Annotated in this window: 27 protein-coding genes and 1 pseudogene; 4 read left to right on the forward strand and 24 right to left on the reverse strand. The window is 69.9% G+C overall.

Annotated features, from left to right (window positions below; translation table 11 throughout):
- Positions 1–38 precede the first annotated feature (38 nt).
- The 4 genes from ACF1FZ_RS00565 to ACF1FZ_RS00580 all read right to left on the reverse strand — a co-directional run bounded on the left by ACF1FZ_RS00565 (position 39) and on the right by ACF1FZ_RS00580 (position 4,676).
- Positions 39–1,226, reverse strand: coding sequence for a hypothetical protein (locus tag ACF1FZ_RS00565; RefSeq protein WP_391771183.1), 1,188 nt, complete (start codon positions 1,224–1,226; stop codon positions 39–41).
- 634 nt (positions 1,227–1,860) lie between these two features.
- Positions 1,861–2,118 (reverse strand): hypothetical protein, encoded by a 258-nt coding sequence (locus ACF1FZ_RS00570; protein WP_391771184.1) that lies wholly within the window; start codon positions 2,116–2,118, stop codon positions 1,861–1,863.
- Between the two features lie 27 nt (positions 2,119–2,145).
- Positions 2,146–3,021: a hypothetical protein gene (locus ACF1FZ_RS00575; protein WP_391771185.1), complete on the reverse strand. Its 876-nt coding sequence runs from the start codon at positions 3,019–3,021 to the stop codon at positions 2,146–2,148.
- Positions 3,018–4,676: a polymorphic toxin-type HINT domain-containing protein gene (locus tag ACF1FZ_RS00580; RefSeq protein WP_391771186.1), complete on the reverse strand. Its 1,659-nt coding sequence runs from the start codon at positions 4,674–4,676 to the stop codon at positions 3,018–3,020. Before ACF1FZ_RS00580 ends, ACF1FZ_RS00575 begins: the two co-directional genes overlap by 4 nt.
- A 192-nt stretch (positions 4,677–4,868) precedes the next feature.
- Between ACF1FZ_RS00580 and ACF1FZ_RS00585 the strand changes: the two genes are divergently transcribed.
- Positions 4,869–6,158 carry a benzoate/H(+) symporter BenE family transporter gene (locus ACF1FZ_RS00585; protein WP_391771187.1) on the forward strand — a complete coding sequence of 430 codons (1,290 nt, stop codon included), beginning with the start codon at positions 4,869–4,871 and terminating at the stop codon, positions 6,156–6,158.
- A gap of 239 nt (positions 6,159–6,397) precedes the next feature.
- On the opposite strand, the gene ACF1FZ_RS00590 is transcribed toward ACF1FZ_RS00585, so the two are convergent.
- Both ACF1FZ_RS00590 and ACF1FZ_RS00595 read right to left on the reverse strand, forming a co-directional pair.
- Positions 6,398–6,832, reverse strand: coding sequence for a VOC family protein (locus tag ACF1FZ_RS00590; protein WP_391771188.1), 435 nt, complete (start codon positions 6,830–6,832; stop codon positions 6,398–6,400).
- 84 nt (positions 6,833–6,916) lie between these two features.
- Complete coding sequence (locus ACF1FZ_RS00595; RefSeq protein ID WP_391771189.1) at positions 6,917–7,618, reverse strand: 2-phosphosulfolactate phosphatase; 702 nt, start codon at positions 7,616–7,618, stop codon at positions 6,917–6,919.
- 238 nt (positions 7,619–7,856) lie between these two features.
- Between ACF1FZ_RS00595 and ACF1FZ_RS00600 the strand changes: the two genes are divergently transcribed.
- On the forward strand, positions 7,857–8,150 hold the full coding sequence (locus tag ACF1FZ_RS00600) for a DUF3592 domain-containing protein (RefSeq protein ID WP_391771190.1): 294 nt from the start codon (positions 7,857–7,859) through the stop codon (positions 8,148–8,150).
- 78 nt (positions 8,151–8,228) lie between these two features.
- Here the strand turns inward: ACF1FZ_RS00600 and ACF1FZ_RS00605 are convergent, their stop codons facing one another.
- From ACF1FZ_RS00605 to ACF1FZ_RS00615, 3 genes are all read right to left on the reverse strand, one after another.
- Positions 8,229–8,411 carry a hypothetical protein gene (locus ACF1FZ_RS00605; RefSeq protein ID WP_391771191.1) on the reverse strand — a complete coding sequence of 61 codons (183 nt, stop codon included), beginning with the start codon at positions 8,409–8,411 and terminating at the stop codon, positions 8,229–8,231.
- Between the two features lie 96 nt (positions 8,412–8,507).
- A complete protein-coding gene (locus ACF1FZ_RS00610; protein WP_391771192.1) occupies positions 8,508–9,170 on the reverse strand; it encodes a hypothetical protein in 663 nt (220 codons plus the stop codon).
- The gene (locus ACF1FZ_RS00615; protein ID WP_391771193.1) at positions 9,167–9,769 is read right to left on the reverse strand and encodes a sigma-70 family RNA polymerase sigma factor; all 603 of its coding nucleotides are present in this window, start codon (positions 9,767–9,769) and stop codon (positions 9,167–9,169) included. The genes ACF1FZ_RS00610 and ACF1FZ_RS00615 overlap by 4 nt, the downstream gene beginning before the upstream one ends.
- A gap of 850 nt (positions 9,770–10,619) precedes the next feature.
- Between ACF1FZ_RS00615 and ACF1FZ_RS00620 the strand changes: the two are divergent.
- Positions 10,620–10,807: pseudogene (locus ACF1FZ_RS00620) on the forward strand (hypothetical protein).
- 53 nt (positions 10,808–10,860) lie between these two features.
- Here the strand turns inward: ACF1FZ_RS00620 and ACF1FZ_RS00625 are convergent.
- From ACF1FZ_RS00625 to ACF1FZ_RS00690, 14 genes are all read right to left on the reverse strand, one after another.
- The gene (locus ACF1FZ_RS00625; RefSeq protein WP_391771783.1) at positions 10,861–11,457 is read right to left on the reverse strand and encodes an OmpA family protein; all 597 of its coding nucleotides are present in this window, start codon (positions 11,455–11,457) and stop codon (positions 10,861–10,863) included.
- A 62-nt stretch (positions 11,458–11,519) separates the two neighbouring features.
- Positions 11,520–12,122: a hypothetical protein gene (locus ACF1FZ_RS00630; protein ID WP_391771194.1), complete on the reverse strand. Its 603-nt coding sequence runs from the start codon at positions 12,120–12,122 to the stop codon at positions 11,520–11,522.
- 30 nt (positions 12,123–12,152) lie between these two features.
- On the reverse strand, positions 12,153–12,812 hold the full coding sequence (locus ACF1FZ_RS00635; RefSeq protein ID WP_391771195.1) for a pilus assembly protein TadG-related protein: 660 nt from the start codon (positions 12,810–12,812) through the stop codon (positions 12,153–12,155).
- Positions 12,812–13,042, reverse strand: coding sequence for a hypothetical protein (locus ACF1FZ_RS00640; RefSeq protein ID WP_391771196.1), 231 nt, complete (start codon positions 13,040–13,042; stop codon positions 12,812–12,814). Before ACF1FZ_RS00640 ends, ACF1FZ_RS00635 begins: the two co-directional genes overlap by 1 nt.
- Before the next feature lie 255 nt (positions 13,043–13,297).
- Positions 13,298–14,314, reverse strand: a complete 1,017-nt coding sequence (locus ACF1FZ_RS00645; RefSeq protein WP_391771197.1) for a response regulator — start codon at positions 14,312–14,314, stop codon at positions 13,298–13,300.
- Between the two features lie 100 nt (positions 14,315–14,414).
- The gene (locus ACF1FZ_RS00650) at positions 14,415–15,764 is read right to left on the reverse strand and encodes a sensor histidine kinase (RefSeq protein ID WP_391771198.1); all 1,350 of its coding nucleotides are present in this window, start codon (positions 15,762–15,764) and stop codon (positions 14,415–14,417) included.
- Positions 15,765–15,830: 66 nt separating this feature from the next.
- The gene (locus tag ACF1FZ_RS00655) at positions 15,831–16,715 is read right to left on the reverse strand and encodes a DUF5936 domain-containing protein (RefSeq protein WP_391771199.1); all 885 of its coding nucleotides are present in this window, start codon (positions 16,713–16,715) and stop codon (positions 15,831–15,833) included.
- Between the two features lie 12 nt (positions 16,716–16,727).
- A complete protein-coding gene (locus ACF1FZ_RS00660; protein ID WP_391771200.1) occupies positions 16,728–17,666 on the reverse strand; it encodes a type II secretion system F family protein in 939 nt (312 codons plus the stop codon).
- Between the two features lie 10 nt (positions 17,667–17,676).
- Positions 17,677–19,014 carry a CpaF family protein gene (locus ACF1FZ_RS00665; RefSeq protein ID WP_391771201.1) on the reverse strand — a complete coding sequence of 446 codons (1,338 nt, stop codon included), beginning with the start codon at positions 19,012–19,014 and terminating at the stop codon, positions 17,677–17,679.
- Positions 19,015–19,110: 96 nt separating this feature from the next.
- On the reverse strand, positions 19,111–19,485 hold the full coding sequence (locus ACF1FZ_RS00670) for a TadE/TadG family type IV pilus assembly protein (protein WP_391771202.1): 375 nt from the start codon (positions 19,483–19,485) through the stop codon (positions 19,111–19,113).
- Between the two features lie 3 nt (positions 19,486–19,488).
- Positions 19,489–19,911, reverse strand: coding sequence for a TadE family protein (locus ACF1FZ_RS00675; protein WP_391771203.1), 423 nt, complete (start codon positions 19,909–19,911; stop codon positions 19,489–19,491).
- Complete coding sequence (locus ACF1FZ_RS00680; RefSeq protein ID WP_391771204.1) at positions 19,908–21,200, reverse strand: CpaE family protein; 1,293 nt, start codon at positions 21,198–21,200, stop codon at positions 19,908–19,910. Before ACF1FZ_RS00680 ends, ACF1FZ_RS00675 begins: the two co-directional genes overlap by 4 nt.
- Positions 21,201–21,207: 7 nt before the next feature.
- The gene (gene cpaB, locus ACF1FZ_RS00685) at positions 21,208–21,915 is read right to left on the reverse strand and encodes a Flp pilus assembly protein CpaB (RefSeq protein ID WP_391771205.1); all 708 of its coding nucleotides are present in this window, start codon (positions 21,913–21,915) and stop codon (positions 21,208–21,210) included.
- 83 nt (positions 21,916–21,998) lie between these two features.
- Entirely contained in the window at positions 21,999–22,865 is an 867-nt protein-coding gene (locus ACF1FZ_RS00690) for a hypothetical protein (RefSeq protein ID WP_391771206.1), read from the reverse strand.
- 571 nt (positions 22,866–23,436) lie between these two features.
- On the opposite strand from ACF1FZ_RS00690, the gene ACF1FZ_RS00695 reads away from it, so the two are divergent.
- Complete coding sequence (locus ACF1FZ_RS00695; RefSeq protein ID WP_391771207.1) at positions 23,437–25,167, forward strand: chitinase; 1,731 nt, start codon at positions 23,437–23,439, stop codon at positions 25,165–25,167.
- Between the two features lie 89 nt (positions 25,168–25,256).
- Here ACF1FZ_RS00695 and ACF1FZ_RS00700 read toward each other — a convergent pair whose 3' ends face one another.
- The gene (locus tag ACF1FZ_RS00700) at positions 25,257–26,561 is read right to left on the reverse strand and encodes an Nramp family divalent metal transporter (protein WP_391771208.1); all 1,305 of its coding nucleotides are present in this window, start codon (positions 26,559–26,561) and stop codon (positions 25,257–25,259) included.
- Between the last annotated feature and the right edge of the window lie 45 nt (positions 26,562–26,606).

Raw genomic sequence — 26,606 nt, forward strand, 5'->3', positions numbered from 1 at the left:
ACCGGGGTGCGCCCGGCGCGTGGGCCCGTGGGCCCAACTCACGGCGGCCCCGGCCCCAGCAGCGTCCACGCCCCGTACGCCGCTGAGCCGAGGGCCGACGCGGCGACGACCACGCCCGTGCGCAGCGTCGTACGCAGCCCCGCCAGCGCGACGGCCGGGGGCAGGAGCAGGGGGAACGCGGGCATCATCAGGCGCGGCCTGGAGCCGAAGTACCCGGAGCCGATGAGCGAGACGACGACGACGCCGATGCCGTACACCAGCACGGGGAGCGGTTGCCGCTGCCGCACGCACAGGAACACCAGCCACCCCAGCAGTCCCAGCGCGGCACAGAGCCCGAGCGCGGCGGGAAACGGCAGTCCCAGGATGAACGCGGCCAGCGCCCTGCCCCCGTCGATGCTGTTGCCCCACTGCACCTGGACGTCGAAGTACGCGAACGGGCTGCCTTCCCGCACGGCGACGAACACCACGTAGGCCAGCCATCCCAACGGTGCCAGGCAGACCCCCAGCAGCATGCGCGCGTTGCGGCGCACCAGGCCCCGCCGCTCCCCGGCCCGCCACTCCCGTACGAGGACGGCCACGGCGCTGACCGCCAGCGCCGCGATGAGCGCGGCGGCCGAGGGCCTGGTCAGCCCGGCGAGCACGCACAGCGTGCCCGCCACGATCCAGCGGCCTCTGAGCGCGGCGTACAGGGACCAGGCGGCGAGCGCGGTGAACAGGGTCTCGGTGTACGCCATCGACTGGACGAACGCCGTCGGGTACGCGCCCCAGAGCGCGGCCAGCACCACGCCGGCCCGGCACCCGTACAGCCGTGCTCCGACGGCGTGGATCCCCCAGGCAGCGAGGAGTCCCGCCAGCCAGGCGACGGCGATCCCGGCGCCCTGCACGGTGAGCGGGGTGGCCGCGGCGAGACCGCGTTCCAGGGCCGGCAGGAGGGGGAAGAACGCCAGGTCGGGGTGGACGGTGCCGTCGGGGAGGGTGACGGTGCGGCCGTAGCCGTCCTCGGCGATCCGCTGGTACCAGACGGAGTCCCAGCGCCCGCCCAGCAGGTGCAGGGCGTCCTTCCCGGCGGCCGACGCCGACGCCCAGAGGACGAGGAGCCCGACGGCCCTGACCGCCGCGTAGGCGCCCAGCGCGGGGGCGGCGGCGGTGAGCAGGGACCTGGCGCGGTGCCGGGTGCTGCGGGGTCCGGGCGCCGTCGGGCGGAGGCACGTCTGCTGATCGGGCATGCGGCCGATTATGAGCCCGCCGCCCCGGAGGTCACCGGGCCGGGCCCGGCAGCGGCCCTCCGCCCGCCCGCAGGACCTCCGCGTGCGGGGCCCCGGCCCGGCCGGCGGGGCGACCGTGCGGATCAGCTCCAGCCGCGCCGAGCGCGGGACGCACCACGTGCTGTCGTCGGGCCGGCCGGGGCCGGCCACTCGTGCCCCGAGCCGGCCACGTCACCGGCGGACGCCGGCTCGGCCGCCGTCAGGGCGCGCCCGGCCCCTCGGGTCCAGCACCTCCTTCGCCGCGAGGGCACCGCGGACCGGCACGCCGCGGCGGCTCAGGTCCTGGGCTCTGTCGAAGCCCGTGGCAACGGCGAACTCCTCCGTGCGGCGGGCAGGACCGCACCATTCCGTCAGCCCTCACCGGAGGGGGCGTGACTCCTCGTCGGCCAGGGCGGGGTGCTCAGCCGCGGGCACGCGCCGCCGCCTTCCGTTTGCGGCCCGGCCCGGCGCCGTGGGGGCGCGCCGGGACGGGCGTCGATCACCTGCAGCTCAGACGCTATGGGTACGACGGGCCGCCGTCTTGGGCCCAGGGGCCCAACTCGGGTCCTTCGTCCGGCCCGGGCCGGCGCGATCCGGGCATGAGGCCCTCTGGTCCTCAGCCGTTCCGGCCGGCTGCGAGGTCGCGCTCCACGCGGGCACGGGACAGCCGGACGGCCGGCTTCCCGACGGCGTCCGCGGTGAGGGAAGGCGGGCCGTCACCGCTCATGCCGTCCCCGTCCCGGGCCCGGGCTCGTGTCCTGGTGCCGTCCGGGGGAGCGCCCGCCCCGCAACGCGCGGCGGGGGCATGCCCGTAGCGGGCCCGGCCACGGCTCACGGGGCCGTTTCGCCCCGGCCGGCGGCGCGGGTCGGCCACGACGCGCCTCCTCCGGGGAGGCGCCGTTCATCTGTCCCAGGGCAGTTCCACCGGGCGCCGGTGCCACCACCAGCCACGGTGGGCGACCTCCGCACCCGACCTGGTGAGGCGCCCGAGCAAGGCCCCGGCGTCGTCCTCGGTACCGCGCCGGAACACCTCGTCGAGCTCCGCCACGGCCCGGGCCAGCAGCTCGCTCCCCGGGCCGGCGGACTCGGTCAGCTCACCCAGGCGGTCACGGGTACGCAGGTCCTCGGCGTACAGCTCGAAGGGATAGCGACCGCCCGGCAGCCACCCGGCATCGATCCGGCGCACCAGCCGCTCCCAGAGCAACAACGCCTCGCGGGCACGGTTCACCGCACCGGTGGCCGACGCGTCACCGTGCGGGACGGCCTCCGCCGCGAAGGCATCGGTGACCGGGGTCTCCACGTGCTGCTCGCGCAGGATCTCGGCGAACACCTCGACCCGCGCGGCCGGGAGTTGCTCCATCGGGGTTTCGACCGCGTCCACCGTGTGGACCGGGAGGTCTCCCTCCCCCTCGTACAGACGCGCCCGGGTGACCGTCCCGTCCGGGCCCGCCGCCCAGTACGCCGACGGGGGCGTCTCCCCGGCCGGATACAGGACCGTCGTACCGAGGCTGGCCGCGAGCCGCAGAGCCGCCTCCGCCTCGGCCGGCGGCGCCACCGCGTCCGACACGGAGACGTCCCAGGCGAGCGCCAGGTCACCCGCCACGGAGCGGTACGTACAGAGCACCGGGGCGTCCCAGTTCCTGTCGTCCGTCCGCCCCCCGTCCTCGTCGGCGGCATCCACGTCCTCGGCCCTTGTGCCGAGGGCTCCGGCGAGTGCCGGCGCCATGGCGTGCGGGGCGGGTCGGTGCACGGTCAGAAAGCTGTAGGTCGCCGTCACGCATAGGTCCCGTCGTAAACCTTCTTGGCCTTCTCCACCACCTCAGGATGGTCGGCAAAGCGGGGGTCCCTTGTCAAAGCGGGTGAATCGGTCCTGCCGCCCGCCTTGGCGATCTCCTTGAGCGCCGCGTACTCGTTCCTGTCGAGCTCCACGAGTCCCTTCCCGGAGATCGGGAAGGTCCGCCCGTTCCCTTCCACGCCGTACTTGCGCCCGTTGATCTCGTAGGCGTTGCCGTTGTCGACCAGCTCGGCCCTGCCTTCCGCGATGCCCTTGATGTCGTTCTGGACGTCCGCCTCGTTGCCCTTGAGGATGACGGTGTTCTTCTCCTTCACCATGCCGTTCCTCGCACCGGCCACGGTGTGCCGTGGATGCGGGGATTTAAGCGTCTTCCCTGCCGCGGGACCCCTGACGTCCGGATCGGTCTCGAACTCGCAGTCGTTGTTGTGTACCAGCGCGCTCGTTGCGCCGACACCGACGTAGTACGTGTGGATGCCGTCGACCGTCAGGTCGTGCGTCGTCTGCCGTTCCGTGTAGCGGGACACCCCTGTCACCAGGAGCGACGTACCACCGGGCACGCGCAGACGCTCCCCGGTCACGATGTCGCCCGCGTCCGCCCAGCCCTGCCGGCCCGTCACCCAGAAGGGGTGCGTGTCGGTGGCGGTGACCCGGCCGGCCGGGGTGGACAGCTGGGTGAAGTGCTTGTCGTCGTACGTCGTGAACGTCTCCGTCACGCGGCGCGCTCCGGTCACCCCGCGCACCGGATCGGTGGCGAGCACCCTGTCACCGGCCTGCAGGGACTCGATGGGGAGCCGCCTGCCCCCGGCGACCAGCACCGGGGTACCGGGCGGGAAGCTGTGGCTGACAGCGCACGTCGTGGGCTTGTCGTTCCCGGGCGGGTCCTTCTTCTCGGCGTCGAGCTTCTTCTGCGCGTCGGCGAGCTTCTTCTCCGCGTCCGTGACCTTCTTGCGGTTCTTGACCATGCCCTTCAGCCCGTCGTACAGATCCCCGCCGTGCTTCTTGAGCTTCTTGACCAGCTCTGCGGCCTTCTTCCACTTCCACGGCGCCCCGTACTTCGCCGCGAGCTTCCCGACCGCACCACCGACCAGGCTCGACAGCACGTTGACCAACGTCTCCGTACAGGCGCCCATGTCGCCCTCGGTGATGCAGTCCAGGGCGTCGGTGATCCCCAGCTCCTCGGCGAGGATCCTCGCCAGCTCCTTCGCCGCCTCCACGGCCTTGTCGGAACTGGTCCTCTCCGCCTTCTGCGCGTCCTGGAGCTCCTTCAGCGCGGCGTCGTAGTCGATCTGCGCCTGCGACCCGGGCGTGCCGTCGTCCGACGCCCGGTCACCGTCACCGGGCTGATCACCCGCCTGCGCACCCGGCTCGCCACCGCCACCGTCACCGCAGTCGCCCCCACCGCCGATCCGGCACACCTGCGCGCTGATCTTCTCCGTCAGTTCCGCGCCGATCCCCGTCGCCACCAGCGCACCGATGACCGCCGCGACGACCATGACCAGGCCGACGTACTCGATCGCACCCTGACCGCGCTGGCCCCGGCGCGAACGCCGCAGTCCCAGCAGACGCACCCCGGTGCGCGGGGTCTTCCCCCGCGCCCAGCGGCGCAACCGACGACGCACTTCCCCCGGACCCGTCATACCCGCGACGCTAACTACCCGACAGCCCTGCGGTCTTGGGCCCGCAGGCCCAACCCGGCGCCGTCCGCGCCCAAAAGCACCGTCTCGCGTGCCGGACCCGGCGGAGCGGACTCGGCACACCGTGCGAGGGTTTCGAGCGTCCGTACGACGCGCACGACGGACGGGGACGACGCGCACGAAGGGCGGCAGCGGATGACGGCCGGTTCATCGGTACCGACGGCGGAGGAACGCGCGGAGCAGTCTCCGTCCGGCACCTCCTCCCCCCGGCCGCGGCTGGTCCGCGACCTCTCGCTGTCCGCCGTGCTCGCCGGGGTCGTCGCGGTCGTCGTCTCCTACTCCGGCCCGCTGGTCATCGTGCTCTCCGCCGCCCGCGCCGGGCACCTGGACGCCGGGCGGACCGGCTCCTGGATCTGGGCGATCTCGATCGGCAGCGGGCTGACCTGTATCGCCCTCAGCCTGCGCACCCGTATGCCGGTGATCACGGCCTGGTCCACCCCGGGCGCCGCGCTCCTGGTCACCAGCATCGGCTCGTACGCGTACGACGAGGTGATAGGCGCCTTCGTGGTGTCCGGTGTCGTGATCGCGCTGATCGGGGTGACCGGCGTCTTCGGGCGGCTGATGCGGCTCGTGCCGGGCGCGGTCGTGTCCGCCATGCTCGCGGGCATCCTCTTCTCGTTCGGCGCGGACGTGTTCACGTCGCTGGAGCACACCCCGGTCATCGCCGGATCCGTCCTCCTGGCCTACCTGCTGGGCAAGCGGTGGCTCCCCCGGTACGCCGTCCTCCTGGCGCTGGCCGCCGGTGTGGCGTGCAGCGCCGCGAGCGCGGAACTGCACGTCCGGCTGGACCATGTCGGGCTGGTGCAGCCGGTGTTCACCTCCCCCGCGTTCTCCGTGGCCTCACTGGTCGGCATCGCGGTCCCGCTGGCCCTGGCGACGCTGGCTTCCCAGAACGCGCCGGGGGTCGGCGTGCTCTCGGCGTCCGGGTACCGTCCCGACGACCGCCTCCTGGTCGGTTCCACCGGCCTGGTCTCGGCCGTGCTCGCCCCCTTCGGCTCCCACGCGGTGAACCTCGCGGCCATCACCGCCGCGATCTGCACGGGGCCCGAGGCCCACCGCGACCCCCGGCGCCGTTACGTCGCCGGAGTCGCCTGCGGCGTGGTGTACCTGGTGGTCGGCTCGTTCGGCTCGACCCTCGTGGCGTTCTTCGCGGGTCTGCCGAAGGAACTGGTCGCCGCCCTCGCCGGTGTCGCGCTCCTCGGCGCACTGTCCGGTGGGCTGACGGGCGCGGTGCGGGAGGAGAGGGACCGGGAGGCCGCACTGATCACCTTCCTGGCCACGGCCTCCGGGGTCACCCTGTTCGGCATCGGCTCGGCCTTCTGGGGCCTGGTGTTCGGCGTCGCCGCGCATCTCGCGCTCAACGGCCGCCTCCGCCGCGCCGGCCCCCCTCCCGCCGATCCCGCGGAACCCGCACGCCGGCGGTGATGCCGGTGCCCCGCTCCTGCCCCGCCGCCCTGACCGGGAGCGGGCCCGTCCTGGGGCCGGGGCCCAGGCCAGGCGCGGTGCCCCGCCGTACGTCCGCCCCGGGGACAACAGGGCGGGGGCCGGCGAGAGGGCGGACCGCGAGCGGCTGGGGAGACATGACGGGAGGTTACGGTCACCCGTATCGGACGAGGGCGGCCCCCATCCGTCCGCAGCTTCCCACCGCCCCCGCCGCCCCTCACTCAGTCGAGGCAGAACTCGTTGCCCTCGATGTCCTCCATCCAGAGGCACGACTCGTTGAACTCATCGGCGACCAGCAGCCGCACGCGCGTCGCGCCGAGCGGGACCAGCCGCGCGCATTCGGCTTCGAGTGCGGCCACGCGCTCTTCACCCACGAGCCCGGTGCCGGCCCGGACGTCAAGGTGCACCCGGTTCTTGACGACCTTGCCTTCGGGAACGCGCTGGAAGTACATGCGCGGGCCCACACCCGTGGGATCCATGCAGACGAACCCCGCACCCCGGCGCTCAGGCGGCAGCGTGCGGTCGTACGCGTCCCACGTCGCGAACCCCTCCGGGGGCGGCGGTACGACGTACCCCAGCACCTCGCACCAGAAGCGGGCGACGCGCTCGGGTTCCGCGCAGTCGAAGGTGATCTGGACCTGCTTGATCGACGGCATCGAACCAACATAGGGGTGAGGCTTCGCACGGTCCACGGCTTTCTTGGTCCACGGCCACACCCGTCCGGGGTCCCGGTGCCGCGGTCAGGCGGGGTCCTTGCCGGTCGGCGAAGGCACCGGGTGCGGACGCAGGACCATGAGTGAGCCTTCCGTGGCCGCCACCATGGCGAAGGGGAACCGGTCGACCTCGAGGCAGAGCGCCACGTCGTCGGGATGGGCTCCTCGGCGCACCCCGTCGGCCAGTTCGGAGGCGGCGCGCGACCCGGCGGCGCGGTGGACGTACTCGGCAGCGTCCGTCCCGGCTCCGGTGGTCCTCCGGGCGATGTACTGGGCACAGGCCAGGTCTTCCTCGGCCTGCCCGTCCTCGCCGGTGACCACGAACGTGACGCTGTCGCTCTCCCGTGTCCGCAGGAACTGAGCCGTCGCCTCCGCCACCACGAAGCCGGCGCACAGCACCAGTGGCGCCTCCTGGACGGCGAGGGCGCCGACCGTTCCTGCCGTGGTCTTCTGCACGACGGTCCGTCCGCCGAGGTCGACGGACCGCAGCAGGCCGGGCGAGTTGACGGCGTCGAAACCGGGCGCGGGCGGACCGTCCTTGAGCGCCACCCAATCCGGGTGACGGGCCTTGAGCGCCAGGGCCTCGTCCAGCGACCCGGCGAGAACGATCTTTTCCGCCCCCTGGCCGAAGGCCCAGGCAGCCACCGTGCAAGCGCGCATGACGTCGACCACGACCGCCACGGGCGGGACGTCGACGAGATCAGCGATACCGAGGAAGCGAGCGTCCATACCGGTCATGATCGCGCAGGCCCGTGCCGTAGCGCCCGGGGAGCGAGGCACATCACATCGGCCGTTTCGGTGCGCAACACCTCCGGCTGTCCGCGTCGCGGACGCGGTCCGCCGTCACCGGCCTGCTGACCACCGCCTGCGCGCCTCCACAGCGGCCCTCGGCGTCACGCCACCGCCTCGCGCCGAAGGGACGGCGTCATCACCGCGGAGCGCCGGGGGCCGGTGCACGGAACGGCGCGTGGTGGACCGTGGGTCCGGGGCGGAGAACCGTTACCGCACCGCATACGTCTTCGCCTTCCGCACCCCGGACGGCCGCGAGGTGGAGTTCACGGACCACGCCCCCGGCCCCTTCGGTTTCGAGGTCGGGGCACCGGTGCGGGTCTCCTTCGACCCGTCGGCCCCGGACAGGCGGGTCACGGTGGCGGGGCCGGGGGCGTGGGGCCCGGTACTGATGCCGGCGGTCTTCGCCGGGGTGCTCGGGCTGTTCTCGCTGGGGCTGCTGATCGCGTGCGCGGCGACGGCGGGGGGCTGAGTGCCCCGGTCGTGACGGCGGCCTGTCGCGGCGGCGGCCTGTCGTGGCGGTGTCCTGTCGCGGCGCTGGAGGCCTGTGTCAGAGGTACTGCTGGAACCAGAGCCCGGCGAGGCTCGCAGTGAGGAGCCCCGTTCCGTAGCACAGGCCACGTACGAAGTGGCCCGCTGCCGCCCGGCGCTGGGAGTGGGCCCATCGCCGTATGCGGCCGGTCCGGGGGCGGGCCGTCCGGTGCGCGGGCGGGGTGGTGGTCACACGATGCATGGCGGTCCTCCGGGCATGGGGAAGGGAGCCCTCCGGGGGCGAACCGGCGCCCGGGGGCACCCTCCGGTCTGGTGTGGCAGGAGTGCGGGCGGGGTGTCAGCGGCTCGTGAAATCGCGCAGGTGGTCGGCCAGCCGGCGGTCCGGGCGGCTCAGTATGGGGTTGCTGCCGTCTCCCGCGAGCCGGTCCACCTCCATCTCCAGCAGCCCGGTGGGGGGCGTGCTGGCGTCCGACCCGTTCTTCCGTACGTAGGTGGCGACCGTCTCCAGGCACCCCAGCAGGACGTCGTCGATGCTTTCGGCATCGGAGCGTGAGTCGGTGACCTCATGCCTCCAGTGCGCGGCTTCGCGGTTCTCTCCGAGGGAGAGGTGATGCAGATGCAGGCAGTACGCGGAGACCCGGTGCCCCGCTCCGGCCGAGAGCTGCCACCAGAACTGGGCACTCTGCGGGTGCCCCGTCAGGTGCAGGAGGCAGGCGAAGACGGCGGCGCCTTCGACGTCGAACGTGGTCTCCGGCAGTGGAACGGCGAGTTTGTCGATGTGCCCCGCCGCGCCGGGCGCGTTGATCATCCACCGGCAGACCGTCGTCAGCCGGTGGCCGGCCTGTGCGGCCCTGGCGGTGTCGGTCGCCGGCGCGGACCGTCCCACGTCGGCGGCCAGCCGGCGCAGTGCGGCACCTACGTCGAAGCCTGTGGGGTCCGTGACGGTGACGCGTGCCCGTTCCAGGGCACCGTCAATCGTGGCGCTGGTCGCTGCTGTCACTGTCCTCCCTCATCTCCCTGCTTGGTCCGGGTGCGTACGGGCAGTCCCAGTTTTCTTCCCAGGCGCTCCTTCGCCCTGCGGCAGTGGTAGTTCACAGTGCGGTCGTCCAGGCTCATGAAACGTGCGATCCGGTTGGTCGGGTAGCCGAGGAGGTAGCGCAGAACGATCACCGTGTACTGCCGGACCGGCAGTTCCGAGATCGCTTCGTAGAGGCCGATCCGGCTCTCGGCCAGCTCGAGTTCTCCTCGCAGCACCCGCAGGTCCCGTTCGATCTGCCCGTTGATGATGTAGGCCGGATCCCGGCCCTCCCGGGCAAGACGCCGGGTGACGTGGCGGTGCAGCACCGCGAGCGTGCGCCGCTCCAGTTCGTCCTCCTGGAGCAGCCCGTCCCAGACGGCGTGGATCTCCAGGAAGACCTCGTGGACGATGCTCTCGGCGGCCGGCCTCGTACCGCAGTGGATCTCCGCGTACGCGTGGAAGAACTGCTGGTGGCTGAGGACGAACGCCTCGAAGTCCAGCGGCAGCGCGAGGGGTTCGTCCACGTCGCGGCTCCTGCTGTCCGCGGGCCTCCCGCTCTCGCGGACGTCGTCATCGCGCATGGGGACCTCCGGCACGCGGCGCTCTGGTGGGCACAGCACTCTTCACGGGATTCCTCTTCGTTGAGGGGCACCGACCACCGGTGCCTGCGGCCCCGGTCGGCTTCTGGTCCCACTCAAGCGAAAACAGACCCACAGGACTCATTCGCAGTCAGAAAAAATTACCGGACGTACGCATTCAGCCACCCCGCGCAAGATCCAGAATCGGCACACGTCGCTTCGCGGCATCCGTGATCAGGCGTAATCCCTTCGCCGGACGACCCGGCCCCGCTCGCTCGCTCGCCGACATGGGCTGTGGTGCAGGACACACCGGCGATCCCTGGTCCACGGGGACCCACAGAAGTCCCCAGGGAACCCCAGGGGTCCACAGACACAGGCGGTAGCCCGAACCACCCGGCACCCGCTGCCCGTGGCGAGAAATCTTCCGCACTCCGCCCGGAGGGGTATGCCGCCCACCGGCGAAGTCGTCGAGCCCGGCGCGGAGTCACGGCGGTTGCGTCGGCCGCCGGCCGCAGAAACTGACAGCGTGTCGCGCCCGGGGCCTGCGCGGGTGCCGGACACCGAACCGGCACCACGGGCGAAGGCCCGTCAGCCGGCGCCACGGCTTCACGGTGCACCGCACGCCCCTCACCGGCCCCACCGCCCGCCTCGGACGGCAGGCCGACCCGCTCCGGCCGGTCCGTAGAGCGGCTCACCCGCCGGGACGGCGGCCCGGCCGCGGATACGCGATGCCGGCCTGCACTCACTCAGCAAGGCGGGACTGGTGGCCTCAGACGGAGAGGAACGCTCCGCCGCCGCGCGACTCGCGAGACTTCGTCCACGCCGTCGCACGCCAACGGTGAGGAGAAGAAGGATGCCAGACGTCCAGTGGGAAGAACCGTCCTGCGGCGAAGGAAACTCCTGCTTCCGGATGGGGACACACACGGGAACGGTTACGCCGCCCTCGTGGAGGCGGAGGATCGTCACCTCACCGACAGCCGCGGGGCCCTCCAGCAGATGATCCGGAACATCAAGGCCGGCAAGGCGGATCACCTGCTCTGACATGTGTGAGGGCCCGCCACCACCGGTACCGGGCCCTCGTACAACGGAGTGGATCAGGAACCCTCACCGCGCGGGAAGGAGATCTCCACGCGCCGGTTCTTCTTCCGGCCCTCTTCCGTGCTGTTGTCGGCGATGGGGTACTGCTCGCCGTAACCACGGATCTCGAAGGTGATCGTCGGACCGAGTTCCTTGGACAGCACACCGTTCACCGCTTCGGCCCGCTGCCTCGACAGCACGTCGCCGTGCGCCGACGAACCGAGGTTGTCGGTGAAGCCGAAGACTCGGACCTTCGTCGCGTTCTGCTTCTCGATCTCGTCCGCGATGGCGATGATGCGGGAGTTGGCCTCAGAACTCAGCTTGGCGCTGTCCTTGCCGAACAGCACCTCGGCCTGGAGCGCGAGCTTGATGTCCGCGTTGGTGTCCTCACGACGCTCCTCGCCGCCCCCATCCTCGATAACCTGAATGATGTCGAGGACCTTGCCCGGCGCAAGTGTGCCGCCCTCGGGCATCTTCAGGTCAGGGTCTTTGGTATCGATTTCAACCGGTGGCTCTGACGTAGCCTCAGTTCCGGGTGGCACGCTGGGGCCGTCGTCAGCAAGGGCAGCCGTCGCCCCCATAGCCGTAACGCCAGCCATGAACATCGTGACCATGAAAGCATGTCCCGTGGAACGGGCCGCCCGACGGCGGGTACCTGCGTTGTTCATGTCTGCCATCACCCAGAGATCTTCAGCGATGTAGTACCGAACGTAGGCAGCATGAAGTCCACTTCCGCCGTGCCCTCAGGCGGAGCAGGGAACTGCATGAAAACCGGGGTCGACTTACCCGGCTGGAGCGGCAGGATGCCAGTGGTGCACAGGCAGCGTCCCTCCGTGTCCCGGAGAATGTAGTAGCGCTTCTTGCCGACCTTGTCCACGAGCGCCGCCCCCGCAACCGAGTTTGGGTTTTTCGAGACCAGAGCGATCTCTGATCCTGCCCACCCAGCGGTGTTGCGGGACTGGTCGCTGCCGTTCTTGATCTCCCCTTGAACGGTGAGGAAACCACCGGAGTCGCGCTTCACCTGCTTGACCACCAGCGTGAGCCCGCCCTGCCCTTGCACCTCGGCAAGCTTTGCATTCGGGTCCACCTCATCTCCAGCGCTGGTGTCTTCCCCCACCCCCTTGTCTTCCTTGGCGGGCTCGGAGGATGACTTCGATGCGGAATCACTCGTTTCCGTCCCGCTGTCACCACCACAAGCGGTGACAGCAAGGGCCATTGCCGCCGTCATAGAAACAGCCGCCACCACCCGTCGGGGCTTCGTGATGCGCCGAATACTCATGGATCAGATTCCTTTACTCATCGTTCGCTGTCAGTCGTCGGTCAGATGCACGGCGAAGAGCATCTTGCCCAACTCTGCCCAAGGATCAGGGTGTAGAGGATCGATCTCGAAGTGATTGCGATCGTCACAGTCGAAACTGATCGGGCCCGGGGTCTCTTCCTTGTCGTCCTCGGTCTCGTCCGGCTGCGGACTCGTGTCCGCATCCGGCTTCTCTGCAGGATTCCAGTTGCACCGGAACTCGATCACGGCGGTCGCCTCAGCTGTGGCGTGCGTCGTCTCGGTGCCAGGAATCACCGTGTCGCCCACCGTATTGCGGGACTTGACCCTGACGGTCACCTCGTCTCGCTGAAATCCGGAGTTCCACATACACCCGCCGACCACGTCCGCGCGGTTTTCTGCCGCGAATCGCTGAGCCTGGTTGCACGGCTCACCGCTGATGTAGTGGTTGCCGAAGAAGTCGTTCAGGCCACCGGGCAGCAGAAGCGCCCCGAGGAAGAGCGGCCCCATCTCGTCCCGGGCCTGCTGCGCCGCGGCGAGAGCCGCTGCGTCAGCAGCTCCCTGGGCACCGTTACGCGTGGCCGAAGCCTTGCCGACCGCAAAGAACGCGAACGCGAGAAAGAGCAGGCCCGCCACCATCACGATGTAGATGGGGAAGGCCTGCCCTGCTTCGCTGCGTTGACGCCGCCGCATCAGCCAGCAGTAATGGAACTCACCAGACCCGTGATGCGGGTCGTGATCGCCGAGCCGATGCCCGAGGCCACCATGCCGCCGATGATCGCCACGACCACCAGGATGATGCCCAGGTACTCGAACGCCGTCTGGCCCCGGTCCTTGGCCTCGTAACGCTTCTGGATCGCGCTGATCGCGGTGTTCGTCCAGCCGTTGACGCGGACGGCGGTCTTCAGGGTGATGTTCGACATGGTTGTCCCCTCCAGGTCCGGCCGACCGACTGCCGGCCGACTCACACGTTCCTCGGTCGCCGCTCCCGTTACCGGCTTCCTCCTGGCCGGTGCCGTTGGCGACATGAGAAAGGTACGTCGGAACGCCCGTCCCCGGTGAGGGCCCCAGGGCCCAAATCCGGGCCCAACAGGCCAGTTGGGTCCGTCGACCCGGCGCATGGGCCTCGGACACGCAGGATCCGGCCGCCACACGGTGTTTCCCCCACCCCGTCATGGCTACCTGCCCCCCAGACCAGGCCGGCCGTCCGGCGCCGTGCCCAGCCACCTGGCGATGGCCTCGCTGCGACTCCCGCTCTGGAGCTTGGTGAAGATGCGGTTGATGTGGTTCTTGACCGTCTTCTCACTGATGAAGCAGGTGGCGGCGATCTGCTGATTGCTCATGCCGGACGCGATCAGCTCCATGACTTCCGCCTCCCTGGAACTCAGGCCGTGCTGCGTCGAGTTGGGCGCAGCTACCGGATCGGCTACCTGTGCTGACTGTGCCACAATTGGTTGCACTTGCGAAAGACCCGGCGCCTCAGGGCCTGGTCGCGTCGCAGGTGGAGGGGGTTGCGGAACGGGCGCGTGTGCAGGCGCACCGTGCTGGGGAGCGGGTGTCAGCGCTGCCCCCAGACCGTCCGGGAGGGGCCCGCCCTGCGGGGTGGGGCCCTGGCGCATATGGGCCAGCAGCGCGTTCGCGGCGGTGGCCGTGAAGTGGGCCCGGCCGCTCTTCGTGTCCCGTACCGCCTGCACCAGCTGGTCCGCCGTGAACTCACCGTGCACCAGGTAGCCGCCGGCACCCAGTCGCAGCGCTTCATGGACGATCTCGCTCTCGCGGCTGTACGTCAGCATCATCACCGGCGCCACCCTGACGAGGTGCGGCAGCGCGGAGATGCCGTCGACGCCCGGCATGCGGACGTCGAGGAGGAGGACGTCCGGACGGTGTTGCACGGCCATCTCGTACGCCTGGCGGCCGTCCGCCGCTTCAGCGACGACTTCGATGTCCTCGCGACCGGACAGCAGGACACCCAGGCCCGCACGCACCACCGGATTGTCGTCGGCCACGACGACCCGGAGCGGGCCCGGCACGGGGAAGGAAGGCATCGGCTCGGATGCCGCGTGACTCCGGGGCGCCGGGAACCTGGGGGAGCTGAGCTCGGAGGGAAGCGGGTCCGCGTGTACGGACGTGTGCTGGGAGGCATGGTCCTGCGCCGCCCGGTTCTGGCCCGACGTGCGGGAGATGTCGTCCGGCATTCTGCGACCTCCTCTCAAGATCTCTGTATCTGGAGCTGTCTGGTGTTGTCTGGACCTGTCCGGAGTTACGGTGCGTGACGTCGGTGCTGCGGGTGACGGTTCAGTGCGGGGCCGCCGTGGGGAGACCGTACGAGTCGGGCAGAGCGGGTGACTGCGCTGCGGTGACGAATGCCGCCAGCGGGAGTTCCATGCGCACCTCGGTGCCTTTCGCTGCCTTTCCTCTGCCGATGCGGATGCGGGCACCGATCGTCGCCGCCCTCTCGACCATCCCGACAAGGCCGAAGTGGCCGGCTCGCTTGAGGTCGTCGAGCGTCGTACCCGCGGGCAGGCCCTTCCCGTCGTCGTACACCGTGACGCGCAGGACATCACCCTTCACGCCCGCGAGGACGACGAGGTAACTGGGGTCGGCATGACGGCTGGCGTTCTCCATCGCCTCGGACGCGACGGTGAGGAGCTGTCGGGCGACAGGGGCCGGTACCGGTGGGACCGGGGCGTCGCCGAGTCGGCGGAATGTGGCGGTCAGTGCGTGGCTTCGGGAGAAGTCGTCGGCTCGCGCCCTGAGTTCGGAGATCACGTCGATGCCTGCGTCGAGCCCTGACTCCCGCCGCAGGTCGGAGAGCAGTTCACGCGATTCCGCGGCGGCGCGGCGTGCGGACCGTGCGACGAGTTCCGCCTGGTGCCTGACGGTGAGCGGATCCATCCGGCCCGAGGACGCGGCCAGGCCGTCGGCCGCCAACGCCAGTCCGTGCAGGGTCTTCGCGACCGAGTCGTGCATCTCCCGGGCGAGCCGGGTTCGCTCGCTCTCGACCGCTTCGTTCACTGCGAGACGTGCCCGCGTCTCGGTGAGGGCCTGGCTGGCCGTCCCGAAGCGTAGGAGCAGGTTCCGCAGTGTGACACCCACTGCCCCGGCGATCACGCAGAAACCGGGCAGGAGGAGCGCAGTGCCGTCGCTCGCCTCCAGCCTGACATCGGTGGCGTACACACCGGAGACGATCAGGGCCTGGAGGACGGCGAAGGCCGCCGCTCCGCGCCAGCCGTACACGAGTCCCGCCAGCAGTGGAGTACAGACCGTGACGTAGGCGAGAGTGGATTCGGGGGTGGCCGTGACCAGGAGCAGCGCACCGAAAAGCGCGTCGATCCCCAGGAGCCAGGGATGGCGCAGGAAGAGCGGGCCGAAGCGTTCCCAGTCCCGGAACAGGACGTAGGAGCCCATGAAGGTGACGAGGACGGCCGAGCCGATGAGCCAGGTGGCGAGTCCGGGTGCCGTGCGTTCGACGGCGAACGGCGTGGCGATGGCGATCATGGCGAGGCGAAAGCCGAAGACCTGTCGGCACATCGCCTGCAGGGCGTTCACCTGGAGGGCGAACGCCGGGCGTGCACCGGGGTCCGCCATCGCCTGGCGTACCTCACCGTTCAGTCCTGTGTGCGCACTGCCGAGCTGGAAAGACATCTGCCCCGTCACCTCCTCCCGCTTGCCATGCCCATCATCCTCATCTCCCGTCCGTCACGCAGGACATCAGCCCGAGATGAAGCCGAAGTCGACATCGGCCCCGTAGACGAACCCGACCGTCAGGAGGACGAGGGTTCCGGGCAACAGGAACGACGTGACCGCGAAGGTGGCTTTCGGCACCGCTTTGGCGGCCTTGCGCCGGGCGTTCTGGGCATCGGTGCGCCGCATGTCGTTGGCGATCTGGATCAGGGTGTCGACGATGGGTGCGCCCAGTTCCTCGCCCTGCTGGAGCGTCGTCACGAACATGGCCACCTGTTCGGAGTCGTTGCGCCTGCGGAGTTCCTCGAAGGCCTGGCGCCGGCTGACCCCCATGTCCATCTGGCGCAAGGTGATGCGCAGTTCGTCGGCCCAGGGTCCTTCGTACTTCTCGGCGACGCGCTCCAGCGCCTGGCGGAAGCCGAGGCCCGCCGAGACGACGACAGCGAGCACGTCGAGGAAGTCGGGGAGCGTCCGTTCGATGTGGTCCTTGCGGACCCGGATCGCGGACCAGATGCCGACCTCCACCCAGAAGAGGCCGAAGGCGATCAGCAGCAGGGAGAGAAAGAGCTGTCCTCTGACGATGGTGGTGAAGGCTCCGAAGAACCCGAGGGCGCCGTAGACGGCGCGGCGTGCGGCGTAGCGGTCGATGGTGAGGCCGCCGGGGTTGCCCGCCATGTCGATCTGGCGGCGCTTCCTGTTGACGGCCTTCGGCCCCATGAGCCGGAGCACCGCAGGTGCCCAGCGCATGCCCAGCCGGTCGATCCCGGAGCCTACGGCACCGGTCCGGCTGGAGCCGATCTCCAGCGCGATGGCGAGGTCACCGGGGAGTTCGGCATCGGCCCGGTACATCCGGATGCCGGCGATGGCTCCGTACACCGCGAGGCCCACGACGAGTGCGAGCAGCAGATCCATGGCGGCCCTCTCTCAGACGTCGATGCGGGACAGGCGACGGATCACGATGAACCCGATCGCGTACAGGACGAGGGCCACGATCACCGCGGCCTGGCCGATGAAGGCTCCGGTCATACGGTCGAGCGCGCCCGGCATGACCGCGTTCATGAGGAGCATCGCGCCGATGCCGAAACCCGGTACCGCGTAAGCGGTGACCGTCACCTGTGACAGCTGGGTCTTGACCTCGCGCCGGGTCTCCTTGCGCTCCTCCAGGGTCTCGGTGAGGTTGCGCAGGGAGCTGACGACCGTACCGCCGGCACGGTTGGACAGGACGAGGGTCGTCACGAGGACGACGAGTTCCCGGGACGGCAGGCGTTCGGTGAGCTCGCTCAGCGCGTCGTCGAGGGACTCTCCCACGGAGAGGCGACGGGCGACCCGGGCGAGTTCCTCGCCCGCCGGGTTCTCCAGTTCCTCCGCCGCCATACCGATCGCCGTACGCAGGGCGAGACCCGCCTGGGTGGCGTTGGCGAGGATGCGGGAGAGTTCGGGGAGCTGGTTGATGAACCGGTCGGTGCGCTTGGTGCGCTGCCATTCGAGGAAGGCGTTCGTGCCCCAGAGGCCGATGAGCGCGGCGACCGGGCCGAAGAAGCTCGCCAGCAGCGACGAGGCGACGATCCACAACCCGGCCATGGCGACGACGGCGTAGACGAAGAACTCGCCCGGGGTGATCTCCAGTCCGGTGGCCGCGAGCTTCAGCTCGATCTTCCGGCCCAGGCCCGTCGAGCGCAGTCGGCGGTCGATCCCCCGGAACCGGCGGTGCCGCCCCTCCTGGGGGATCTGCCCGGTGTGCGAGAGCCTCTCGACGAGGGCTTCGCGGTCGGCCTTCCCGCCGGAGTACGCGTGCAGGCCGACGATGCCCAGGACGCAGCACAGCATCGTCGCGCCGACGGTGAGCAGGGGGAGATTGGTCATGGGGCGGTACCTACTTGGCCTCTCGGGTGGCGAGCTGTTCGTCGGACGAGGCGACTCCGAAGGCCTGCGGGACGGGCTGGCTGGCCATGTAGAGGCGCTCGGCGACCTTCCGCGGGAGCGGGAGGTACTGGAACTGTCCGTGGATCCTCCCGTCGGCGGCCATCGGCCGGGCGTTGAAGCGGGCGACGGAGACGATGCGGTAGTTCTCCCGGCCATGGGAGTCGAGCACCGCGATCTCGGTCACCTTGCGGCCGCCGTCGGCGAACCGGGTGAGCTGGACGATGACGTCCACGGCGCTGTTGATCTGGTCGTGCAGCGCCTCGAACGGGATCTTGATCTCGGACATCGAGGCCAGGGTCTGCAGACGCATCAGCGCGTCCTCGGCACTGTTGGCGTGCACCGTGGCCAGCGATCCGTCGTGACCGGTGGACATCGCCTGGAGCATGTCGAGGGACTCGCCGCCCCGGACCTCACCCACGACGATCCGGTCGGGGCGCATACGCAGGGAGTTGCGGACCAGGTCGCGGATGGTGATCCGGCCCTTGCCCTCCACGTTCGCCGGGCGCGACTCCAGCCGGATCACATGGTTCTGCTGGAGCTGGAGTTCGGCGGAGTCCTCGATGGTGACGATGCGTTCGTTGCCCGGGATGAGGCCCGACAGCGCGTTCAGCAAGGTGGTCTTGCCCGTGCCGGTGGCCCCGGAGACGATCACGTTGAACTTCGCCTGGATCAGGCCGGAGAGCAGGATCAGCATCTGTTCGTCCAGGGAGCCGAAGCCGATCATCTCCTGGAGGGTGAAGGCACGCGGGAACCGCCGGATGGTGAGCGTGGCACCGGTGAGTGAGAGCGGCGGGATGATCACGTTGACGCGCTCGCCGCTGGGGAGGCGGGCGTCGACCATCGGGTTGGCCTCGTCGACCCGGCGGTTGACGGTCGAGACGATCCGCTCGATCGTCTGCATGAGCTGCTCGTGCGAACCGAACCGCATAGGGAGCTGTTCGACCTTGCCACCGCGTTCGACGAAGATCTGGTCGGGACCGTTGACCATGATCTCGGTGATGGAGGCGTCTTCCAGGAGCGGTTCGAGAATGCCGAGTCCCAGGGCCTCGTCGACGACCCGGCGGATGAGCTGCGAGCGTTCGACCGTCGAGAGGACCGGTCCTTCGCGGCTGATGATGTGGCCGAGTACACGCTCCAGCCGGGCCCGCCGGTCCGCGGCCGCGAGCGAGGACATCTCCGCGAGGTCGATCTCCTCGAGCAGCTTGGCCCGGTAGGTGGCGACCAGGTAGCCGTCCTCCCGCCCTCCGGGATGCTCCTCGGGGGCGGTGATGCGTGCCCGCAGGCTCATTTCCGTAACTCCTCGGTCTGTCGTCCGGTCGGTGCCGAAACCGTTTCCGGGCGCCCTGTGCGGTTCGCTCGGGAGTGCCGTCACCGGCGATTCTGTTCAGTCGCGGGGCATCGTGGAGCTTCGCTCCGCCCAGCCGAAGGCGTCCTCCAGGCCCGGAATGACCGAGGGGACCTTGACCCTGGCCGTGTACGTGACCTCGTCGGCGCCCCAGCTCGGGGTGAAAGTGGACTCGTCGGCGAGCCAGCCGCTGATGGCCCGGCGTCCCGCGTCCTCCGGGGTGCTCTCGGGCCGGTCGTGACCGGCCGTACGGGCTGCGGCCCTGGCGGCGGTGCCCGCCTGGTTGGCCGCGTACGCAGCCACGCCGAGCTGGATCGCGCAGAGGCCGACGATGAGCAGGAGGGGGATGAAACCCATGTACTCGATGGCCACCTGTCCGCGTTCGCGGCGTGCTGCCTGCGGGTTCGGCTTCATCGCTCATCCCTCCTTCACCGAGGCGGCGTCGCCGGTGACCGTCATCGGGAAGTCGAGTACTCCGGGTACGAGGACGGGTACTTCGAGAGCGACCTCGGCCCTGTAAAGACCCCGGTCCGTGGAGCAGCGCACCGCTGCCGCCGAGGCCCAGGCTGCGGGCAGGTCCTCCTTCGCGGCCCGGTCGCAGGCCGCTTCCTGGTTCCCCCGCGCCCCGGTGCCCGCCCGTGCGGCCACGTCCGCGGCGTTGCCCGCCAGGCTGAAGGTGTAGCCGATCAGCGCGCACTGCCACAGAGCGACGAGCAGCAGGATGATGAGCGGGGTGACGCCCACGAATTCGACCGCGGTCTGTCCGCGGTCGCGCTCACAGGGGCCGAGGCGCCCGCGCCTCGCCCGTATGCCCGGGCGTTCTCCGTCGTCGGGTTTCATCGGTCAGCCTGCCCCCTCGGTCGTCCTGCGGCCCGGGCAGCGCCGTCGTGCCACCGGCGTGAACGCCCGATCGAACCCCGGTCGTTTCGGAACCTGCCACTGCCTTCGGCGCCCGCGGGGGCCTTCACCAGGCCCAGTTCACCGGCCAGTGCCCACAGTGCCTGCTTGACGGCACTCTTTGCGTCGAGTTCGTGCATCCGTCCCGCGTCGACGACACCCTGCAGTTCCTTGAAGTTCGCGGGGACGGCCGTGCCCGCCATCCGGGTCCCGGTGATCTTCTGGATGAGGGGCGGCTGGATCTCGGTGTTGCGGGTGAAGCGGTTGACCACCGTGACCGTCTCCTCGGCCTTGCGGATCTGGAGCCGGTCCCACATCCGTACGATGCGCTTGGCGCCGCGCACCGCCACCACGTCCGGTGTCGTGACCAGCAGGGCGATGTCCGCCATCTCGATCGCCGCGGCATTGGCGCCGTGCATCTGGCTTCCGCAGTCGATGACCACCACCTCGTAGCGCGAACGCAGCGCGCTCACGATCTGACGGGCCGAGCGGTCGCTGACCTCCTCACCGCGTTCGCCTTCGCCGGGTGCCAGCAGGAGGGCCATTCCGGTGGAATGGGAGAAGACGGCGTCGGACAGGACACGAGGCGATATGTCGGAGATCGCGGCGAGGTCGACGATGGAGCGCCGGAACTGGACATCGAGGTACGAGGCGATGTCACCGGCCTGCAGGTCGAGGTCGACCAGCGCGACGGTGTTGCCCGAGGTCTGGGCGGCCAGAGCGATCTGCACCGCGGCCACGGTGGCACCGACGCCGCCCTTGGCCCCGGTGACGGTCACGACCGTGCCGCCCGGGCCGGTGAAGACATCGCCGCCCGCACCGAGGTGGCGCCTCACGCCGACGGACCACTGGGCGGCCGCCTGGACCCGGTTCGCCAGTTCCTCGTAACTCAGTGGGAGCGTGATCAGCCCCCGCGCACCGGAGTCCATGGCGGCGGAGAAGAGTCCGGCGCTCGCGTCCGTGGTGATCAGCACGACACCCACGGCGGGAAAGCGCAACGAGACCTCCCGGATCAGCTCCAGAGCCGGAACCGGGCCGATCCGCTCATGGACCAGTACGACCTCGGGCAGCTCGTCGAGGGACTCGCCCGCGAGGCGGGCGAGCATGTCGATGAGCTGCGTGGAGTCACCGACGGGGGCCGCGGGCTCCGCGTCGGGGAGCTGACTGAGCAGCGTGGTGACGGACCTGGCTGCGTCCCCGTCACCTACCGCCGGGAGGATCCTGGTGGTCATCCCATCCTCACTTGTCCTTGTCGAGCGTGTAGGTCCGGTCTCCCGGACGGATCGTGCCGTCGCTGCCGGACGCGATGAGCGCCAGCCGCACGTGCTCCGCGAACGACTCGGCGTAGGCGATGCGCTGGGTGTCGAGTGTGTTGAGCGCGAAGGTGATCGGTACGGCCTCGGTCGCCTGGTTCGCCCTGTTGTCGTTGTCCGGCTCCAGCGCCGTGAGTTTGCCTACCTCCAGTACCCGGGCGTTGGAGACGATGACCTTGGACTGCGGTGGCTCACCGTCGTTCTCGCCGGCGAACGTGGCGTAGACGTTGACCGTCGCACCGGGAGTGATCTTGCCCGCGACGCCCGTCGCGGCGTCGATGAGAATGGCGATCTCCTGTTCACCGGGCCGTAGGGCCGGGCGCTTCTCCATCATGTCGGACTGGAGCAGCGAGCCCTTGCGCAGCTGGGTGACCGCGATTTTCCCGTCGACCTCGGAGAGGTCGGTGACCGCGTTGGCGGAGAGCCACCGCTTGGGCATCGAGATCTTCTCGAAGTGCTTGCCGGCGAGCGGGGTGTAGGGCGCCACGTCGCTCTTCACCTGATACGCCGTGACCTCGGGCCCGACCTTCGAGTTGACGTCGCCGATCACCGAGAGCACCCCGGCGAACGCGCCGAAGGCGCACAGGACCGACAGGATCAGGAGTATCACGCCGCGGCGCTGGCGGGAGTTCATGGGCCGGACAACCTCGTTCGAATCGGATGCGTGGGGCAGCGGACAAGAGGGGTGCGTGGTGTCCGAGGACGGGCACGGAGACGTCAGGAGCTCGGTGGCGCGGGCGCTCCATGGCTCAGGACACCGGCGGAGTGCATTCGGTTCTCGGAGAGGGCCAGCGGGGAGGAGCAGAAGCCGCAGCGGTCACCGATGAGCTCCATCCCGCACCAGTGGCAGTTCTCCCGCCGTACGGAGGAGACAAGCTGGTAGACCACCGAGATGTCCGGAAGGAAGGAGGCGAATTCCACCAGCTTCCCGGTCCCCCACCACCGTGCCGAACCCGAAGGCAGTGCACACTCCTCAACGGCCTGCACCTTCCAGGCGGGGGCGAGGGTCTGCTGGACCCATTCAGAGGTCATCTGCCCCCTGGCGTACAGCAGATGCGTCGGGAAGTCGGGTCCGCCCGGAGGTTCCACGGCCGGTCCGATCCTGGTCAGTTGCGGGTCGGGCCCGGCGAGTACCGCGAACTGCGATCCGGGCAGCCAGGACTTGGCGTGCGTCTTGAGGCTGACCGGCACCCGGTCGAACCTGGTCACCGAGTTCAGCAGCGCTCCGGCATGGATGTAGTGGGCGAGCAACCGCACCGCCGACGCGACCACACCCGGACTGAAGTCACAGATCGACAGCTGACGCATCTGGCGCACCAGCACGGCCACGCCCAGCGGCGGCAGGTCCACCTTGAGCAGAGCGATGCGATCGCTCTCCAGAACGGAACGGATGGAGTGCAGCCTGCGCTCGTGGGCGAGGCTGATGCCCGTCGGGTAGACCGCCACCACATGCCCGTGCTGCTCGAGGAGCAGGTGCATGTCACCGATCGCGAGGTCGAGGGTCTGAGCCTCGGGCGCCTGCAACAGCGCCGCCGTGGGCGTCTGCTGATCGGTCGGCGGTAGCACCAGATCAGCACTGGTCACTGCTATTGCGGTCGGCACGCTCTTCCCCGTTCGGCTCCGGCCGTCGTCAGGGGATGACTCCGGCCGCAATCGCTCCTGCTCCGTGCTTCTTCCCCTGCACTTTAGCCACGTCATACCAGGCAGAGAACAGATATTGGAAGCCAGGACGAAGACGTGCGGCACAGATGTCCGCAACACCTCCGTGCGAAATCGGACGAAGGACTGAGAGGTTAACTCCTGTACCACTGCACACAGTTACCCCGCCTCCCAGGTTTCGAATCCGCGGTAATTCATCCTCCCACGTCAGAACGGCCGTCGGCCGTTTCTGCCGGGCCCCCCGGAATTCACTCCGTCACCGTCCGAGGGGCGGACCCCGACCCCGGCCCGGGTCACCCGTGTGAGTGCACCTTTGACCACTCGGAAACGGTCACCCGTAGGTGAACCCAGCCCTGCCCGCCCACCGCGACCGCTCCGCCGCACACATCCGGACCACCAGAGGTCTTGACAACTCGATTGGTCTGGACCAGTTTTGTCGGCCAACGGTGGCCACCGTTCCCGCCAGCACCCCCAACTCCCCCACCGGAGGCAGCAAGTGGAACGCTCCCCAGGCAGCACCAGGCACAGAAGACGCCGGGTCCGGCCGCTCCTCGGCGGGGCCGTCGCCGGCGTCGCGGCCGGGGCGCTGGCCGTCACCGGGCTCGTGGGTACCGCGCAGGCGGCTGACGTCAACGTGGCCAGGAACGCCGGGTTCGAGTCCGGGCTCGCCAACTGGACCTGTTCCGGCGGCAGCGGCGTGACGGTCTCCTCCCCCGTGCACGGCGGCACCTCCGCGCTCAAGGCCACCCCGGCCGGGCAGGACAACGCCAGGTGCACGCAGACCGTGGCCGTGAAGCCCGGCTCCACCTACACGCTGAGCTCCTGGGTGCAGGGCGGCTACGCCTACCTCGGGGCGAGCGGCACCGGTACGACCGACGTCTCCACCTGGTCGCCCGGCTCCAGCGGCTGGACCCAGCTGCGGACCAGCTTCACCACCGGCCCCTCCACCACCTCGGTGACCGTCTACACCCACGGCTGGTACGGACAGGCCGCTTACGTCGCGGACGACATCCAGGTGACCGGGCCGGACGGCGGTGGCGGCACCGATCCGGAGCCCGGCGTCCCCGGGGCCCCCGCCGGACTGACCGTCGGTACGGTCACCACTTCCTCCGTCGCCCTCACCTGGAACACGGTCTCCGGTGCCACCGGTTACACCGTCTACCGGAACGGCGCCAGGGCGGCCACCTCCACCGGCACGTCCGCGACGGTGACCGGCCTGGCCGCCGACACCGCGTACCAGTTCTCCGTCAGCGCCACCAACAGTGCCGGCGAGTCCGTGAAGTCGGCGACCGTGAGCGCCCGCACGGCGAAGACCACCGGTCCGGGCGGCCCGACGACGCCGGTACCCAAGCACGCGGTGACCGGTTACTGGCAGAACTTCAACAACGGCGCCGCCGTCCAGAAGCTCAGCGACGTCCCCGCGCACTACGACATCATCGCCGTCTCCTTCGCGGACGCCACGGCCACGCCCGGTGCCGTCACCTTCAACCTGGACTCCGCGGGGCTGAACGGCTACACCGTCGACCGGTTCAAGGCCGACATCAAGGCCAAGCAGGCCGCCGGCAAGAGCGTCATCATCTCCGTGGGCGGCGAGAAGGGGACCGTCGCCGTCAACAGCGACGCCTCCGCGACCGCGTTCGCCGACTCGGTGTACGCGCTCATCCAGGAGTACGGCTTCAACGGTGTCGACATCGACCTCGAGAACGGCCTCAACTCCACCTACATGACGAAGGCGCTGCGCTCCCTGTCGTCGAAGGCGGGCTCCGGCCTCGTCATCACGATGGCGCCGCAGACGATCGACATGCAGTCGACCTCCGGGGAGTACTTCAGGACGGCGCTCAACATCAAGGACATCCTGACCGTCGTCAACATGCAGTACTACAACAGCGGCTCGATGCTGGGCTGCGACGGCAAGGTCTACTCGCAGGGCTCGGTGGACTTCCTCACGGCGCTCGCCTGCATCCAGCTGGAGGGCGGTCTCGCCCCCTCCCAGGTGGGCCTCGGCGTCCCCGCCTCCACCCGTGGCGCCGGCAGCGGTTACGTCGCCCCGTCCGTCGTGAACGCGGCCCTGGACTGCCTGACCAGGGGCACGAACTGCGGAACCTTCAAGCCCTCCAGGACCTATCCGGACCTGCGCGGCGCGATGACCTGGTCCACGAACTGGGACGCCACCGCGGGCAACACCTGGTCCGCAGCGGTCGGCCCGCACGTCCACGGGCTGCCGTAACACGCGGTCCCGTCGGGGACAACGGTCCAGCAGCGCCGCCGCTCCCCCGGCGGCGCTGCTGCGCCCTCCCCCGGCTCCGTACGCCGTCGTCACCAGGGCAGGTCGACCACCTGCTTGACGCACAGGACGACGAAGAGCAGGCCCGCCGCGCCCAGCATCCCGTTGCTCAGCCAGCCGTTGCGCCATTCCCTCGGCGTGCGGGAGGAGTTGAGCAGCCACAGCAGGGTCAGGGCCAGGAACGGCATGAAGAAGGCGCCCAGGACCCCGTAGCCGATGACGAGCCCGAAGGGCTCGTCCAGCCACAGCAGCGTCATCGGCGGGAAGGTCAGCCAGAGCAGGTACGCGCGGAACGGAACGGACCGCTCCTGCCGGCGGACCGTCTCGCTGTCCGCCTTCTCGGCGCCCGCGCCGCCCCGGGCGGCCCGGATCCGCTCCACGAAGTCGGCGAACATCAGGCTCACGCCGTGCCACACACCGATGAGCGACGAGAACGAAGCCGCGAAGAAGCCGACCAGGAACAGCTTCGCGGTGCCTGCCCCGAAGCGGTCCTCCAGGATCCCGCCGAGGTCGATCAGCCCCTGGTCCCCCTTCGTCAGGGCGATCTGCGAGGAGTGCAGCAGCTCCGCTCCGACGATGAGCATCGCCACGACGAAGATGCCGGTCGTGATGTAGGCGACCCGGTTGTCGATCCGCATCACCTTCATCCAGGAGGCGCCGGACCATCCCTTGGCGTTCACCCAGTACCCGTACGCCGCCATGGTGATCGTGCCGCCGACGCCGCCGATCAGCCCGAGCGTGTAGACCAGCGAGCCGTCCGGGAGCACCGGGAGCAGCCCCGCGAAGGAGGCTCCGACGTCCGGCGACACCCGGATCGCGACGTAGACCACCACGATGAACATCACGCCGATCAGGACCGTCATGGCCTTCTCGAACACGGCGTACTGGTTGAACCAGACGAAGACCAGGCCGACCAGCCCGGTGATGACCGCCCAGGTCTTCAGCCCCGGCCCGTCGGGGAACAGCGCCACGATGGGCAGGGCGCTGGAGGACATCGCCGTGGCGCCGTACACGAAGCCCCAGATGACCACGTACACCGCGAAGTAGACCGTGGTCCAGCTGCCGAGGGTGCGCCAGCCCTCGAAGAGGGTGCGGCCCGTCGCGAGGTGCCAGCGGCCCACGGCTTCCGCGAGGGAGATCTTGACGAGGCAGCCGATCACGGCCGCCCACATGAGGGTGTAGCCGAATTTGCTGCCCGCGATGAGTGTGGCGACCAGGTCGCCGGCTCCGACGCCGGTGGCCGCGACGACGATGCCGGGCCCGATGTAACGCCAGCTGGATTTGCGCGGCCGGGAGCCCCGCTCCCCCGCCTCTGTGATCTCGCTTGTCTCCGCCATGTCGATCAACGAAGCGCATGGCGCCGTTTCGCACAAGGGGGCGCG

The sequence above is a fragment of the Streptomyces sp. NPDC014623 genome, from assembly GCF_043088245.1.
GTDB lineage: Bacteria > Actinomycetota > Actinomycetes > Streptomycetales > Streptomycetaceae > Streptomyces.